16 protein-coding genes are annotated in these 16398 nt (G+C 37.8%); 12 read left to right on the top strand and 4 right to left on the bottom strand.

Translation table 11 applies throughout. The features are described 5' to 3' along the window. Nucleotides 1-43 precede the first annotated feature (43 nt). Nucleotides 44-700: a 5-bromo-4-chloroindolyl phosphate hydrolysis family protein gene (locus tag CUS89_RS00505; protein ID WP_104870613.1), complete on the bottom strand. Its 657-nt coding sequence runs from the start codon at nt 698-700 to the stop codon at nt 44-46. 217 nt (nt 701-917) lie between these two features. Between CUS89_RS00505 and CUS89_RS00500 the strand changes: the two genes are divergently transcribed. The 5 genes from CUS89_RS00500 to CUS89_RS00480 all read left to right on the top strand — a co-directional run bounded on the left by CUS89_RS00500 (nt 918) and on the right by CUS89_RS00480 (nt 3541). After that, entirely contained in the window at nt 918-1481 is a 564-nt protein-coding gene (locus CUS89_RS00500; protein ID WP_104870612.1) for an NUDIX hydrolase, read from the top strand. 12 nt (nt 1482-1493) lie between these two features. Further along, nucleotides 1494-1778 carry a cell wall synthase accessory phosphoprotein MacP gene (gene macP / locus CUS89_RS00495; RefSeq protein ID WP_010736198.1) on the top strand — a complete coding sequence of 95 codons (285 nt, stop codon included), beginning with the start codon at nt 1494-1496 and terminating at the stop codon, nt 1776-1778. Nucleotides 1779-1797: 19 nt separating this feature from the next. Then, nucleotides 1798-2490: a 5'-methylthioadenosine/adenosylhomocysteine nucleosidase gene (locus tag CUS89_RS00490; protein ID WP_019723541.1), complete on the top strand. Its 693-nt coding sequence runs from the start codon at nt 1798-1800 to the stop codon at nt 2488-2490. A 12-nt stretch (nt 2491-2502) separates the two neighbouring features. Then, nucleotides 2503-3054: a cysteine hydrolase family protein gene (locus tag CUS89_RS00485; RefSeq protein WP_104870611.1), complete on the top strand. Its 552-nt coding sequence runs from the start codon at nt 2503-2505 to the stop codon at nt 3052-3054. 148 nt (nt 3055-3202) lie between these two features. Further along, on the top strand, nt 3203-3541 hold the full coding sequence (locus CUS89_RS00480; RefSeq protein WP_104870610.1) for a hypothetical protein: 339 nt from the start codon (nt 3203-3205) through the stop codon (nt 3539-3541). 159 nt (nt 3542-3700) lie between these two features. Here CUS89_RS00480 and CUS89_RS00475 read toward each other — a convergent pair whose 3' ends face one another. Further along, nucleotides 3701-5608, bottom strand: a complete 1908-nt coding sequence (locus CUS89_RS00475; protein ID WP_104870609.1) for a M13 family metallopeptidase — start codon at nt 5606-5608, stop codon at nt 3701-3703. Between the two features lie 275 nt (nt 5609-5883). On the opposite strand from CUS89_RS00475, the gene CUS89_RS00470 reads away from it, so the two are divergent. From CUS89_RS00470 to CUS89_RS00455, 4 genes are all read left to right on the top strand, one after another. Next, the gene (locus tag CUS89_RS00470; RefSeq protein WP_258082357.1) at nt 5884-6699 is read left to right on the top strand and encodes a dihydrolipoamide dehydrogenase; all 816 of its coding nucleotides are present in this window, start codon (nt 5884-5886) and stop codon (nt 6697-6699) included. 77 nt (nt 6700-6776) lie between these two features. Then, entirely contained in the window at nt 6777-7757 is a 981-nt protein-coding gene (locus CUS89_RS00465; protein ID WP_019723536.1) for a ribose-phosphate diphosphokinase, read from the top strand. Nucleotides 7758-7925: 168 nt separating this feature from the next. Next, nucleotides 7926-9056 (top strand): cysteine desulfurase family protein, encoded by a 1131-nt coding sequence (locus CUS89_RS00460; RefSeq protein WP_104870607.1) that lies wholly within the window; start codon nt 7926-7928, stop codon nt 9054-9056. Nucleotides 9057-9131: 75 nt separating this feature from the next. Continuing rightward, nucleotides 9132-9479: a DUF1831 domain-containing protein gene (locus CUS89_RS00455; RefSeq protein ID WP_010736189.1), complete on the top strand. Its 348-nt coding sequence runs from the start codon at nt 9132-9134 to the stop codon at nt 9477-9479. Nucleotides 9480-9621: 142 nt separating this feature from the next. Here CUS89_RS00455 and CUS89_RS00450 read toward each other — a convergent pair whose 3' ends face one another. Next, entirely contained in the window at nt 9622-10401 is a 780-nt protein-coding gene (locus tag CUS89_RS00450; protein ID WP_104870606.1) for a hypothetical protein, read from the bottom strand. 134 nt (nt 10402-10535) lie between these two features. Between CUS89_RS00450 and CUS89_RS00445 the strand changes: the two genes are divergently transcribed. The 3 genes from CUS89_RS00445 to CUS89_RS00435 all read left to right on the top strand — a co-directional run bounded on the left by CUS89_RS00445 (nt 10536) and on the right by CUS89_RS00435 (nt 13312). Beyond that, nucleotides 10536-11768 carry an MFS transporter gene (locus tag CUS89_RS00445; RefSeq protein ID WP_104870605.1) on the top strand — a complete coding sequence of 411 codons (1233 nt, stop codon included), beginning with the start codon at nt 10536-10538 and terminating at the stop codon, nt 11766-11768. Between the two features lie 92 nt (nt 11769-11860). Further along, nucleotides 11861-12469, top strand: a complete 609-nt coding sequence (locus tag CUS89_RS00440; RefSeq protein ID WP_104870604.1) for a metallophosphoesterase — start codon at nt 11861-11863, stop codon at nt 12467-12469. A gap of 156 nt (nt 12470-12625) precedes the next feature. Beyond that, entirely contained in the window at nt 12626-13312 is a 687-nt protein-coding gene (locus CUS89_RS00435) for a hypothetical protein (protein ID WP_104870603.1), read from the top strand. Nucleotides 13313-13615: 303 nt separating this feature from the next. On the opposite strand, the gene CUS89_RS00430 is transcribed toward CUS89_RS00435, so the two are convergent. Next, nucleotides 13616-15538 (bottom strand): hypothetical protein, encoded by a 1923-nt coding sequence (locus CUS89_RS00430; protein ID WP_104870602.1) that lies wholly within the window; start codon nt 15536-15538, stop codon nt 13616-13618. Nucleotides 15539-16398 lie beyond the last annotated feature (860 nt).

Here is a 16398-nt window from a genome sequence, read left to right as displayed (position 1 = left end):
TCAGACGATGTCTAAGTGTTCCGAGTCCAAGAAATAAACGTGCTTATTCTTCTGGTACATCTTTATTATCACGCTTTAAGCTTTGTTTCGCAACAGATATCTCTACATCGATATCTTCTAAATCTTCCGAAACGAAATCTTGATAGTCTTTCGCGACTAATGAAGCAAGTTGATCAATGATCTGGGTGCTTTCTTCCAGTTTTTGATAGGTCTGTTTGTTTTTGATCTCGTGTCCATTGATCTCGATATATTTGTTTGTCAAATCCACTAAGTTTGGCAAGTGGGTGTAAAGAAACTGACTCGCATCATGCAAGCGAGTGGGTTCTTTTACGAGTTCTTTGAACAAACCTTTTGCTGCTTTTACAGGTTCGTGACGAAGATCGATCGCTTTAAGCTTTGCCGTTTCGTACATATTTTTTTCTAGTTGCTCAATTTCATTTTTTGTTTGATTCATCGTATCTCTGAAAAAAGAGATTTCACTCGGGGTCATGCCATTTTCGCTATAATGGGTCGCTAATTTGTCTGAAAGATTTGGTAAAGTTGTTTTATCTTTAGGTTTTTTACGAAAACCAAAAAGTCCCCAAATCAGTAAAACTGCGCCAATTAACAAGATCATTGATATGATCGATACATCATTATAACTGAAGAACAGTATCACTAAGAGTAAACCTACGATCCATTTCCAATTCTTTTTAATCATCCTAAAAACCTCCGTGTATATTCATTGTCCACTCTGCTCATCTACCTCTTTATTTTAGCACAACCTTCTTAATAATTAGTATCGGACTAAAGGTGGATTTTATGAGTTTATAGAATTTCTAAGGTTTGGATATGGTAAACTAAGTAAGAAATCAAAAAGAAAATTGAAAAAATCAAAAAAAGTAGTTATTATAGGACAAAAGAAAGCAGGGGAAAAGATGCTTGAATATGATCAGTTTGAAGAAAAAACGATCCAACGAAAAGAAATTTATCATGGAGCGATCATTGATGTCGCTGTGGATGATGTTCGCTTACCAGATGGAAATATCGGAAAGCGTGAATTAGTCTTTCACCCCGGTGGTGTAGGAATCATTGCTTTTGATGAAAAGGATCGTCTGCTATTAGTCAAACAATTCCGCAAACCTTTAGAAAAAGTGATCCTCGAAATACCAGCTGGTAAAATTGATCCAGGAGAAAAACAAGCGCCTGAGATCACTGCTGCTAGAGAATTAGAAGAAGAAACTGGATACCGCGCAGAGCGTTTGGAGCATTTGACTTCTATGTATTTATCACCAGGATTTGCGAATGAACTCCTGCATATCTATCATGCAGTAAATATCGAAAAAGTGGAGCAGCCTCTCGCACAAGATGAGGACGAAGTATTGGAACTTTATGCGTTGACTTTAGCAGAAGCAAAACAAGCGATGTCAGATCAAGTCATTTGCGATGCAAAAACGATTTATGCGATTCAATACTGGGAATCAATGAACAAAGGAAAGTAGAGGGATCAATTGATGGTCAAAGGACCGCTAGTCACACGTAGCGAAATCCGTAAACGACAGCAAGAACAGGCGCAAGAATCATTAAAAAAACAAAGAAAAGCGGAAGCTACGTACAAACAAGAAGAAAAAAAAATCGCGAGTTTTTATCGTAAAGAACAAAAGAAAAATAAGCCGATCACGAAAACAAGAGCGGGCGAACGAGAAAAAACACGCAAATGGAATGCTGTTTTGATGAAAGGCTTGGTTATCGTCATTTTATTGTTAGCCATCGTTTTTCTGGCAGTTGCATTTATATAGAAAGAAGGAGAACTACTAAATGAAAATTGGAATCATTGGAGCAATGGAAGAAGAAGTAAAAATTTTAAGAGAGCAACTAGGACAACCCTTATCATGGGAAAGAGCAGGCGCTCTGTTTATCTCAGGCTCATTAGGCAATCATGAAGTCATCATTGTACGTTCAGGTATCGGGAAAGTCTTAGCATCGATCACAACAAGCCTATTGATCCAACAATATGGTGTCAACATGGTCATCAATACAGGATCAGCTGGCGGCATCGGTGAAGGTCTACGTGTAGGGGATGTAGTGATCTCTGACAAAGTTGCCTATTTTGATGCAGATGTTACAGGGTTCGGTTACAAGCCAGGACAGTTACCAGGCATGCCTCTTTATTATGAAGCAAGCACGTATTTACGTTCAGAAATGAAAAGAGCCGCAGAGGCAACCAACTTGAATGCAAAAGAAGGCTTGATCGTCACAGGAGATACATTTGTTGATTCGCCAGTCAAAGTCCAAGAGATCCTAGCCAATTTCCCTGAAGCACTTGCTTGTGAGATGGAAGGGGCTGCAGTCGGTCAAACGGCGCAACAATTCAATATTCCTTTCTTGATCGTACGAGCAATGAGTGATACTGCGGACCATTCAGCAACACAAAGCTTTGACGAATTCATCGAAGAAGCAGGGAAACGTTCAGCTGAAATGGTCATTGAATTTGTCAAACATCTTGTATAAGGAGTGAACCGAATGAAAGCATTGATTTCGATTGATTACACCTATGATTTTGTGGCAGACGATGGGAAATTGACGACTGGAAAGAGCGGTCAGGCAATTGAACCAGCTTTAACGAAGTATACAAAAAAGTTTATTGATGAGAAAGAATTTGTCGTATTTGCGATCGATGCACATGATCCCGAAGATGCTTTTCATCCGGAAAACCAATTGTTTCCACCACATAATGTAGTCGGAACCAGTGGCCGCGATCTGTATGGTTCGTTGCAAGAGATTTATGCGGAACATCAAACACGAGCCAATGTTTATTGGATCGATAAACGTCACTATTCTGCCTTCAGTGGAACAGATCTTGACATTCGTTTACGGGAACGTGGGATTACAGAGATTTATTTGACAGGTGTTTGTACAGATATTTGTGTCTTGCATACAGCAGTCGATGCCTATAACCTAGGCTATCAATTATTTATTTACGAAGATGCAGTTGCCAGCTTTGATCCAATCGGACATGACTGGGCATTGAAACATTTTCAAACAGCCCTTGGTGCGGAGATCATTAAGGGATAAAAAGAGTGAGTATAGTGGATAAAGGCTTTTCTTGAGGACTTTATCCACTATTTCTATTGGTCATCAACTGAAAAAGGGAAATATATAGATACAAATTGATCAATGGGGTGTACATAAAGTCGTTTATACGTGAAGGGAAGGAATCGGTATGAGAAAAGGGAAAGCAAATTTAGGTTTTTTAGGTTTACTGGGAATTTTAGGGGTTTTAGGATATTTACCAAATCTCTCAGGGTTATTTTCGCTCTTTGCATTATTTTCTTTGTTTGGCTTTTTTTGGATAACAAAAAATGGGGGAGGTTTGAAAGATTTTTTTACGAAAGAAAGAGTTTTAACCAGAAGTATCTTACTAAAAATTATAATTTTTTCACTGTTATTAGCATATATTTTAACTATAAAACTGGGAGAGTTACAAGCGTTCGTCACTATATTTTTTAGTATGTTTTTTTCTCTTTTAATTATTTTAAAATCATATCTGAGCAGAGACTAGTAGGAGTAGTGTCAGCTGATCGGTGAAGAAAGTGTAAAATCATACATATGTTCAACTATCAAAAAAGAGTATGGAATAAGTAGAAAAAACCTTATTCCATACTCCTTTTTGATTTAATTATTTATTTAGCGAATGCTAGTTTGATCTCTTAGTAAATAACTACCAAATATGCACACGTTTTTCAGGGGCTAGATACATCGGATCTTCTTCAGTGATCGCAAATGTTTCATAAAACTCTGCTAAGTTTTGTGGCTGGATATTCGCCCGAAGTTTCGCAGGTGCATGAACATCGATTTGTAAAAGTAATTGTTGGTATTCTTTTTTCGCTTTTGTACGCCAGATCGTCGCCCAATTCATGAAGAAATCGGCTGCTGAATAATCGTCTTCGGTCATTGCAGCTTCTAGTGCACAACTTAATCCGCCAGCATCTGCAATATTTTCAGAAACGGTTAGTTTTCCATTGACTGTGCCATCGGCAAAAGGTACACCGTCAAACTGTTCGATCATGGCTTGCGCTTTTTCTTGGAAATGAGCGAAGTCTTCTTCTGTCCACCAGTTATTCAAGTTACCGAATTCATCAAATTTCGCGCCGTTGTTGTCAAACGCATGGGAAATCTCATGGGCAATGACTGCACCGATTCCGCCGAAGTTTGCTGAGCTAGATTGTTCCAAACTATAAAATGGTGCTTGTAAAATCGCAGCTGGGAAAACGATCACGTTTCGGAATGGATGGTAGTACGCATTGACTGTATCAGCACTCATTTCCCATTCATCACGGTCGACAGGCTTGTTCCATTTACTGAAACGGTCTTTTAGGGTTAGATGACTAAAGTTCAACGCATTTGAAAGAAGGGTACCACCTTCATTTGCGGGAACTGTTTGGAACGCATCGAACAAGGCAGGGATTTTATCAGGGTAACCGACTTGGATACCTAATTTGTTCAATTTGACGATTGCTTTTTCGCGTGTTGCATCACTTAACCATTCATTCGTTTCGAGTCGTTTTTGGTAAACATTGATCATTTTCTTGACCATTTGTTCGACGTCTTTTTTTGCTGCTTCGCCAAAATACTTGTTTCCGTAGTAATCGCCCAACACATGATCAAACTGTCCTGAAGCAAGGTAGTAAGCTGCTTTCTTTTGTGGCATTGCTTCATCGGTTCCTGATAAAGTCCGAGAGAAGATCCCGCTGACTTGACGGAAATCTTCAGATAGATAACTGCTTAGTGAACGCACCGTTTTTACGATCATCCAGCTTTTAAGTAATCGGAAATGTGGTGTCGTCAAAAGTTCAGCTAAATGTTCAAAGTAGACAGGGTCAGTAACGATCACTTGGTCTGGACGTGTGCCGATCAAGCCAGTGGTCAAGGTAGTTAAGTCAAGTGCATCGGTATATGCCGTAAATTCAGTAAAGGTACGTGGATTGTACATTTGGCTATAATCTGCATTTTCTTCCGCGCTTTTAACATGGGGCGCAATCAATTTATCGAATTGGATCGCTTGTTCGACGATTGCTTCTGCCTGACTTCTTTCTTTCCCTGTCATTTCTAAAAGTTGGACCATCATATCAAAAAAGACGGACAATAATTGAGCACCATTTGGATGCTCTGCTTCATAATAAGTTTTATCTGGTAAGAATAAAGACGGTGGTGAAGCGAAAAAGGCATTGACTTGCGCATTTTTCATATCTGCATCCACATCTAAGACAACAGGCAACGGTAAGCTGTCCAATGTCCATTCTGGAAATTGCTGATTTAATTCGTCAAAGGAAGTGAGTTGCTCGATCCTTTCGAGGATTGGTTGTAAAGGTGTAGCACCTAATTGATCTCTGTATTCATAATCATTTGCCAGTTGATAATAAGCAAGGAAGTGACGCATTTTATCAGATGTAACTTTTGTTGGATCAGCTAACATCTCATCTGTATCTCGCATCATTAGTTGATCAATGCCATCAACTAAATCCTGAAACCCACCAGTTGCTGGCTTATCGGCAGGAATTGTTGCTGTTTTTAACCATTCTTCATTTACTGCTTCAAAAAAATCTTGTTTCAAACGTTCTTGGTTCATTGAATCATCGCTCCTTTTTAGTTCCGTGTGCCCATTATCTAACAAAAAAGCAGAATAAACAAATGGAACGTAAAATCTATTTCAAAGCGATAAATTGTGTAATCGATTTCATTTGCGAGCAAGCTCTAAAATCATTTTACATACGAATCAGGAAAAATGTTCAAAACGCGCAATCAACCATTAGTCGATCTGATTTATTTTTTTAGGACTATCCCTTATAATGAGGGAGGAGGTGATCGATTCTGAAAAAAGCAAGTGGGAAATGGCAAGAAGTCTTGCTCAATGGAAAAACCGAGCGAATCAGTGAGTTTCGTCTGCTAAAAAGGAAACAAGAAAATGGACACTATTTAGCAGTGATTTTTGAAAATGAGAGTTATTTGATCATTGATCCTCAAGGAAAAACAGTCGAATTTGTTACAGCGGTAAATGCCTATTCAACAAGCATCGCAACATCCACTATGTGGCAAGAAGCCAGTATAAATGCAGAAGGAATTGACGATGAGCTGATCGATAAACTTCTGGCAAAGTGGGCGCAACAAGCGCCAACGACTCATTTAGTTGATTGTTGGGTAGGTTTGCCGGAACAACGTTTCTTGACATATAAAAAGTGGCGAACAACGTCTGGTTATCTTTGTGGCACCTATGCGGCAGCAGTGTTGCTTGCCTATTATCAAGATTATGGTATGCCGAATCTGATTCCTTCAGATATTCGTCGAAAAGATTCCCGCGATGCGAAAGAATTGATCCAAAAACTGCGTAAAACGATCCAACCTTTGGGCTTGCCTACCGTACCTATCCAAGTAAGTACAGGGATCTCAGCCTTTTTTAGAACACAACAGCAACCGATTTATGCCAGAAGTACAGTAGTCGGTTCTTGGCAACGAGCAACAAAGCGGATACGAGAAGGAAAACCAGTGATGATCGGTATTTTAAGATTGCTAGGCAGTACCTACGGCAATCATTGGGTCACTGCTTATGCTTACTATGAATCAGCTTCTGGTGAGCGTTATTATAAAGTCCATGATAATTGGGGAAACACAAATAAAGTGATTCCTGCAAGTTGGGGGAATGGAACAGTCTCACTTCCTTGATTATTTTCAGAAAATACCAGAAATACGGAACGAAATATGTTAAACTATCGAAGAATAGAGAAGTTTGGGAGGATGTCATGAGTAAAAAGTATCAGGACGACACGTTGAAAATCTTTAGTTTGAATGGGAATCGACCGTTAGCAGAAAAAATCGCCAAAGTATTTGGAACAGAGTTAGGGAAAAGTGTAGTCAAACAATTTAGTGATGGAGAAATTTCAATCAACATTGAAGAAAGTATCCGTGGCGATCATGTCTACATCGTTCAATCGACGAATGCACCAGTCAATGATTACTACATGGAATTATTGATCATGATCGATGCGATGAAACGTGCAAGTGCCAAAACGATCAATGTGGTGTTGCCTTATTATGGTTATGCGAGACAAGACCGTACAGCGAAGCCCCATGAACCAATTACAGCAAAATTGATTGCGAACATGCTTGAAGAAGCAGGAGCGACTCGTGTATTGACCTTAGATCTGCATACGGTGCAAGTACAAGGATTCTTTGATATTCCAGTAGATAACTTATTTACAATGCCATTATTTGCGCATTATTACCGTGAACTTGGTCTGGTCGGCGATGACATTGTCGTTGTTTCACCAAAGAACAGTGGTGTCCAACGCGCGCGTAGCTTATCAGAGTATTTGAATAGTACGTTAGCGATCGTTGATCATGCGGATGAAGAAGTCGAAGGAACAGCAGCAAGTTACGTGATCGGGAATGTTCAAGGAAAAACGTGTATACTGGTTGATGATATTTTAAATACTGGATTGACATTCGCTCGAGCAGCCAAAGTCTTGAAAGAAAATGGCGCCAAAGATATCTATGTTTGTGCTTCCCATGGCTTGTTGTCAGAGCCAGCAAAAGAGATCTTGGACGAAGCGCCAATCAAAGATATCTGTATCACTGATTCTGTGTATACACCAGAAGACCGTCACCCAGAAAACTTGACGATCGTCACTTGTTCAAACTTGATGGGTGAAGCCGTCAAACGTATCCATGAAAACACGCCAATGAGCCCATTGTTCCGTTTGGAAGAGAAGAGCTTTAGATAAAAAATGAAACACCATAAAATGACGAAATATAGAGGTCATTTTATGGTGTTTTTTTAGACGCTTTAACTTATCTACTAAAAAAATCCTTCTTTTGCCTAAGTTTATTTTTGGTAACTGGCTATTTCTATGCTAGAATGTGCCTAGCTCTATTTGAAAGGGATGAATACATTGGGCAATATTTATTTAGATCATGCAGCGACGACGCCGATGCATCCGTTGGTAATCAAAGAAATGATGGATATCATGGAAGGGACATTTGGCAATCCTTCGAGCATTCATGGATTTGGTCGGATGGCTCATGAAAAATTAGAAAATGCTAGACAAATCGTGGCAGATAGTTTGCACGTCCGCCCGCATGAGATTATTTTTAACAGTGGTGGAACGGAAGGGGATAATACTGCGATACTTGAAACAGCATTCTCACGTCAAAATGAAGGGAAACATCTAATCACTACAGTTATTGAACATCCAGCAGTCTTGAATACGATGAAGTATCTTGAAAAAAAAGGTTTTGAGGTTACATATCTACCAGTTGACCAAAAAGGGAATATCTCGATCGCTGATTTCCGCTCGGCTTTAAGAGAAGACACTATTCTAGTATCGATCATGTACGGAAATAATGAAATCGGCAATTTATTACCGATCAAAGAAATCGGTGAAATATTACGAGAACATCCAGCCTATTTCCATACGGATGCTGTTCAAGCTTATGGTAATCAAACGATTCATCCTCAAGAGTTAGGAATCGATCTTTTGAGCATATCTGGTCATAAAATCAATGGACCTAAAGGAATCGGTTTTTTATATAAAAGAGATGGCGTAAATATCCCACCTTTGCTTTTAGGTGGAGAACAAGAAGAAAAACGCCGTGCCGGTACAGAAAACTTAGCGGGGATCTGTGGATTAGCGAAAGCGGTAGAAATATTAACGCTAGAAGAAAGAGAAGCACGTAATAAAAAATACTTGGGCTTCCAACAACTTATTTTAGATAAATTGACAGAAAATGAGATTGAATATGCAATCAATGGGGATTTGACGAATAAATTACCTCATGTATTGAATTTACGTATTCCAGGGATCGTCAACGATCTATTATTGATGAAATTGGATCTACAAGGCTTTGCGATCTCGATCGGTTCGGCATGTACTGCTGGAAATATCGAACCTTCTCATGTACTAGAAGCCATGTATGGAAAAGGAACACCATTTTTAAAAGAATCCATCCGTATCAGTTTTGGCTATGGGAATACAGAAGAAGAAGTCCAACGATTTGCTGATGGTTTAGTCAAAGCAATCTAAGCGCTAAAAAACCTAGTAAAACGAGTTAGAAACTTTTATAATAAAGAGGAAACTAAACTTACTGAGGTGAAAAAGATGGCATTTGAACAAACAGCGTCCGTACTCGGTTCTCCAGTTAGCTACCGTTTACATCCAGATGCAAAAAGATACACATTACGCGACAATGGCTTTACAGAAACAAATGGCGGGAACTATCAATTGATTCGTCCGCTTGATGCAACACCACAAAGCAAAGAGGGTTTTAAATTAAAAATCACGGTTGCAAAAGACATCAAGACAATGAAGATGTCGATCACGACAGCCAATGGCTTGCGTGCAGTCGATATTTTTAAAGATCCAAAGCAAAAAATGAGTCAAGATAAGTTTTATTTCTTGATGGATAGCATGATCAGTCGTGGACTATTTGAAAAAGTAGAAGGCTAAGCACTCATGTGAAACAATAAAGAAAAACAAAAAAGTACCTAAATACTAGGAAAACAAGTGCATGTATCGTCTTCATGTGACGGCGAGCATGCGTAACTGTCCTTCCTAGCGTTTGGGTACTTTTTTATTTATCGGTCAATGATCATTCAACTTTTGACCATTCATCTAATGTTTTTCCTTGGGCATCTTTTAGTTCTAACCAACTATTTGTTCCGCCATAATACAGTAATAGGCTAGCTTCATTCACACTTTTGACAATGATATCCTCCACAACTTTCCCATCTTTGATCTGCTCTTGGTAGTCAGCCCGCATTTTATCTCCATATTTTGCAGCATAACTAACCGAACCGTCTTTATTCAAAGGGGCATCAAGTAATAACGTAGCGCCAGCTTTGATCAACATCTCATTGCGACTGATCCAGTAAAGGGTTGCCTTGCTACCACGAAATTCCACAGTAAAAGGAATCTCGCTGATTTGTTTCGTCCACCGATGACGCGCTTTAGCGGGTTTCTTTTTCGTCTCAGGAAGTGGAGCCAAGCCGTAGCCGAAGGTCGTCAACACAGTCGTTACTTTTTTAATACTTGTTGCTAATTTCTTCGTTGCTTCAGCTGGAATCTTTTCTTTGAAATCTTTGTCTTTTTCTAAGGTTAAACCAGCCTCTTTTGCTTGCTCATCCAACAGGTACATAAAATAATCTGCTTCAAGATCCCATGGTAATTTGACGAGAATCACTTTGTCAAAGCTTTTAGGTGTATAGTCTTTTGCAATGGCAATGCACTTGTTTTTTTCATAATAAAGAAAAAACGAGTTCTCTAATTGCTTTGTTTTCTTGTTTAGAATACTGAAATGGATTTGTTCTTCTTCAAAATCAACAATTATTTCTGAAGGACTGATCGTGGTGTGGAAACTGACTTGATCCATGGTTATACCTCCCAAGATGTTTTGTTCAGTTTACCATTTTTTTAATCGGGAAGAAATAATGTGGACTTTGTTTTGTAGAAATCGCTGGAGTAATAATGGTAGAATGAAACGAAACAAAAAAGCAGGAGGGATTTATGGAGAAACATTGGAAAAAAAATATCAACCTATTTCTTATAGGTCAATTTTTATCAGGGATCACAAGCATGGTCGTACAATATGCCATCATTTGGTATTTGACACAAGAAACAGGTTCTGCGACTATTTTAAGCTTTGCCACATTATTAGGAATGCTGCCGATGGTTCTATTAAGTCCGTTTGTTGGGCCGCTGATCGATCGTTGGGATAAGAAAAAATTATTGATTTATACGGATATCATTGTTGCGATCTTTGCACTTATTTTATCCATTGTAGGAACAGTGATGTCGACCTTTCCGCTGTGGTTAGTGTTTGTCTCTTTATTTATTCGTTCGGTCGCACAGACCTTTCAAATGCCGACGATCCAATCGATTTTACCGACAATGGTTCCAGAAGAAGAATTAACAAGGATCAATGGTCGATTGGGTATGGTGCAATCAGCGAATTATATCGTTGCTCCTGGATTAGGTGCTTTTTTATTTGCTGCGGTACCGATGAATGCCTTGATTCTTTTGGATGTATTAGGAGCTATTCTTGGTGTCGGGTTGTTGATTTTTGTGTTGATTCCCAAGATCGATATACAAGGAGAAAGGATTCATCTATTAGCCGATACTAAATTCGGAGTAAAGAAGCTGTACGAGAAACGGGGACTGTGGCATATCATGCTCAATGGTGCGGTTTTCATGCTATTGTTCATGCCCGCTGCAAGCTTATATCCACTGATGACCATGGGCTATTTTAATGGCACAGTCGGACAAGCAGGGTTGATCGAAGTCATTTACGCTGTTGGGATGTTAATAGGCGGTGCAATCATCGGTTTTTCTGGTCATTTTAAGAATCGAATGAAGCTAGTGATCATCTCCTATATCGTCTTAGGTTTATCGGTCGCAGCGAGTGGATTATTACCAGCAACCTCACAAGGATTTATTTACTTTGTTCTGTTGAATGCCATTTCCGGCTTGGCTACGCCTTACTACAATACATTAGTCATGGCGATGATCCAACAAAGTTTTGAGCCAAGTATTTTAGGAAGAGTATTGGGCGTGTTCAATTCACTGATGTCTCTCCCTGGTCCAATCGGTTTGATCTTTGCCGGGCCACTAGCAGATGCCATTGGCGTGGAGAAACTATTTGTGATTGCCGGTGTCGGTACATTACTTTGTGCAATTGCACTGTACATGGTTCCTTCAGCTAGAAACTACGATTTAGAATTACAAAGTAAACATAGCTAAAAGAAAACAATAAATTTCTTTTTTGAAAATAGGCATTGATTGCCTATTTTTTTGTTTTCACATACGATATTTATATAGGAGAGTGAGCTTAGATGAATTATTTTATCAGTGATATGCATTTTTTCCATGAACGGTTGCTAGGTAATAGTGATTTTTCACCACGACCATTTAAAAATGTTGCCCGCATGCACCATCAATTGATCACTAGTTGGAATGCAGTCGTAAAGGAATCCGACCATGTTTATCATCTAGGAGACCTTGCGATGCACCCTAAGTATGAAAAAGGTAGCGCAGAAATTCTTTCCTTAGTCAAAGAACTGAATGGCACAATCCACTTTATCAAAGGGAATCATGACAGTCGGGCCTTTTTCAACTATTTGGAACAACATGATCCGTGGAAAAATGAAGGAAAGCAAAAGTTTCACTTTTATGATGTAGGTGTCATCATAAAATTCAATCATCAGCAATACTATTTGACCCATTATCCATTGTTGCTCGGAGGCAATGATAAAATACGCAATCTTCATGGGCATATCCATCATTATAGCGTACCTATCGGCAACGACGTCAATGTAGGAGTAGACGCACCAGAGCGAGAATTATTAATAGTAAAACGCCCGTTTGGCACGCCACTTTCGGAAGCAGAGATTGAAGAAATCTATGAAGCAAAGTTTCAAGAGCTACAAAAAATCCAACGCTAAACATCGTTCGATAATTTTAAACCGTTAGTTATTTTTAAATTATTCTTAATTAAAGAATAGTTTAGATAATAAGCGGTTTTTGTTTACATTTAAATCCATTTTTGTTCTAAATTTTAAGTTATTATAAATCCATATCAAATAGAGAGGTGATGACATATGATCAAAAAATTGAGTGTAAGTTTAGCTTCTGTTGGCCTATTCAGTGCATTTGCTTTTGGTGCTGTTCCTACCTTTGCTGACACATCGCAAGGAACAGAACAAGTCGGTGAAGAAATAGAAACAAAAGAAGAACTATTAAAAATGTTGCAAGAAGAATACGGCACAGAAGACAGATTTTATCTTGAATTTGAGGATGATGAATACAAAGAAGAAATCAATCCAGTAACTGGAATGGCTAGAACCACTAATAAAAAAACAGGGGAAACGGAAGAATATGAAGCATTCGGGGAATTTGAATTATTTACAAAAGAAGAATTTCTAAAATCACTACAAGAAGAATACGGGACAGAGGACAAATTCTTTTTAGAGTATGAAGATGATCAAACGAAAGAAGAAATCAATCCGATTACTGGAATGGCTCGAATAACAGATAAGGAAAAGGGGACGATTGAAGAGTACGATGCGTTCAAAGCACTTGAAACAGTTACAAATGACAAACTGCTTCAAACATTGCAAGAAGAATATGGTACAGAAAATCGGTTTTATCTAGTCTATGAAGATGAAGAGATCAAAGAAGAGATTAATCCTGTAACAGGAATGAGTCGACTGACTGATAAAGAATCCGGTGAAGTCGATGAACTCTCCCTTATCGAAGAGACAGAAGTTGCTGGATCAAAAGAATAACCATTAGGAAAAGTAGGTAAGAAGAAAGTGAGGGATGGATTACCTCAAGAAATAAGGCGACAGCTACAAAAATTGTTTTCAAATTTTTGTAGCTGTCGCTTTTTTGATGAGGTTACTTCTGTTCCCAACGAATATTCGGTTTTAAGGTTTGAGACAAAAGGAAATGTTACTTTTGTCTCAAACCTGTTTTATTTTCGCCATTCATCTAGATCCTAGGTGGGAAAAGTGTAGAGTCCATTTGTTAATCCTTGTTAACAACTTTATAGATTCATCAGACATAAAATCCAATGAGCTATTGAAAGTTTAAATAATACAATTGACGAGTTTTCCTTGATTATTCAATCCTTTACCAACAGTGGCTGTTCCATCATTCAAACGTTTAAGATCATTCGTGATATTTGTTGAGTAGACGATAAGGACCTCTTCTTTTGTATATTGATTCAACCAGTCGATCGCGTAATCCACAGATTGGTTGACGCCGATATGATAGTAATAATTTTGGTAAATCGTTTTGGCTTCATCGGTCATTGTAAAATCATGGTTCAGTCCATAACCGTTCCTCTGAAAAGCAGGAGTAGTGAAAGAACCATGGAACCGTAGATAAGTGGCGGATCGATAGGTGCCATTTTCTAACTTGATCAACGCATGGAAGTTATTAAAGAAATAATACCAAGTCGGACGGTTCTTCGTATAGGATACATCATAATTCAGTGGATTCGGATAGGCTAGATCATAATTTTCATAGACACTTAAATTCTCCGTGTAATCAAATTTTCTTTGAGTAAATGCTGGAGGAGTATGTACTACTTGACTAACTAAATAGCCATATGAAGGATGTGCTTTTTGATCGATTTTTGAATAAGTCGGATTATAGCGTAGGTGATTACTATCCGTCGTGATATCTTTTGAGTAAACAATATCAAAGCTACACTGAGTATAGCGATTGATCCAATTCATCACGTAATTTGGGATATCCGCAAATTCAATACCATTAGGTACAACAGGGATATTTTTATCTGCGTATTTTTGCTTCGCTTCATCAGTCAAAGCAAAATTGGTGAATAAATCTAATTGTGCCACGACATTCCCACTGGCGTTACGACCGAGAGTAAGAGATTTGTTGGTGTAGGGACGTTGGTTGTTTTGGTCGATTGCTAAGAAATGATAGTCGTTTTCAAGGTAATAAAGGTTAGAATTCGGGCTGAAAACAAAATCTTCACCTTGAAGCGGCGCACCTTCCCCTGACCAAGTAATATTTTTTATATAATCGATGTGTTGGGGAAACGAAGGACTGATTTTTTCCAGTTTATCGGAGCGCAAGATATCGTTAGGTGTAATTGAAAACACTTCAATAGGTTTATCTTTTGATTCAAGATCAATTCCTTGGAACTCTGGATCATTTGCTGGTGTAAGGTCATCAATGTTGCCATCCGGTGTAGCATTCATATAAGCAGCCCATACAAGCATGGAGCAATACCAAGTGGACCGACTAAATTTACGATTACGGTGACCGCTTGCATCATGTATGTGGTAACCTTTTCCTAACTGTGTTCTCATAAATTGAACAGCAGCTTGTTTTTGTAAAACAGTTGCTTCAGGGACTCTTAAGATGGAGGCATTTGTATAATCAAAACGTTCATCATCTAATACGCCGTAGACTACCCCATTACTTTTGTCGCCAAAATTACCTCCTGTGGCTTCAATTGTCCGAATATATGTAAATGTTTCTAATTTCCCGTTGATCATATGGCTTTCTTCAACAATATCATCGACAATCATTATGTGATGAAGCAAAATCACTCCGAGATCTAAAATATCCGCTCGATTTACCTCGAAAATAAGATCTCCAGGCTGGACCGTATTCAATAAGTCATAAGTACCATATTCAGGCTTCTTTTCAAAAGTAATATTATCTAGAGAGTTTCCAATATTGAAAGACCATAGTGGTGGGATTTTGGCTAACCGTTCTGCTTCCTCGGTTAAATACGTGTCATTGATGGAATGTGCATATTCTTTTAAGTGATCCTCATCTAAATAAGGTGTCTGGTTGTAGTAATCAGCTGAAAATTCCTCAAACGTCTGCCCAAAGGAAGCGTATTCATTTTTGAAAAATTCATAATAATCCTCTAAAGACTGATAAGATTCCGCTTCGGCAAGTACCTGCATATTTGAGAATTGAAGTGAAACGATTAATAAAAAAGTTGTGAAAAAAAGTTTGATCTTCATGATATTCCCTCCTTAAATTTATGATAAAATAATAACATATAAACATTTATAAAAACACTTATTTTTTTGATTTTTTATGTTTTTTTTTATATGGATTTATAAAAAAACTTTTATCTAATTAAATTATTTATTAAAAGTTTATGTTGGGATTTTTTTATTATTTCTTTGTAAGTTAATTTATTTATTTTAAAGTTATTTTAACTTTTGTTTTAAATAACTTTTTATTAGTTTTTTTGATTGTTAGATGTATAATTTTCTATTAATCCAAAAATAGCTTCGATTATTTCAAACGAAGCGAAGAAAGGAGTAGCTTATGAATGGGTACAAAATCGGCTTGTGTATGTCAATGTCCTTATCTGTTCTGTTTATTATTGGTTCGCTGATTGATGGACGTGGACTAATTGGATTGTTGTTAGTTTTTTTTACAATTATTCCAGGATTTTTTGGGATCTATTTTACAACTAAAATCACTATGGATAAGCTTCTGAAATCTTTTTTGTTCATCGTAAATTATTTATTCGCCACGCATCTTCATATCAGATATTTAATCCAGTTTTTAACGAGGGTTCTATAGGTTGTAAGAGATCAACGAATAAAAATCAGCTGAATCAGCGAATAGCGTTACCTAAAATTTTTAGAAGAAAGGAAGATTAGATGAACGGTTATAAAATCGGGTTAATTGTTTCTATGATTTTATCGATCTTATGTTTATTGGGAATACTCATAGATTATAGAGGGTATGTTGGTTTTATTTTGTCATTTGTAATCATAATTCCTGGCTTTTTGGGAATTTATTTTACTACAAAAACTACCATGAAAAAGTACTTAGAGTGGACTCTGTTAGTTGTGAATTATTTATT

Source organism: Enterococcus mundtii (assembly GCF_002947535.1).
GTDB classification, from domain to species: Bacteria; Bacillota; Bacilli; order Lactobacillales; family Enterococcaceae; genus Enterococcus_B; species Enterococcus_B mundtii_B.
The sequence above is the reverse complement of the archived record's forward strand: the minus strand, read 5'-3'. Positions and strand labels throughout refer to the sequence as shown.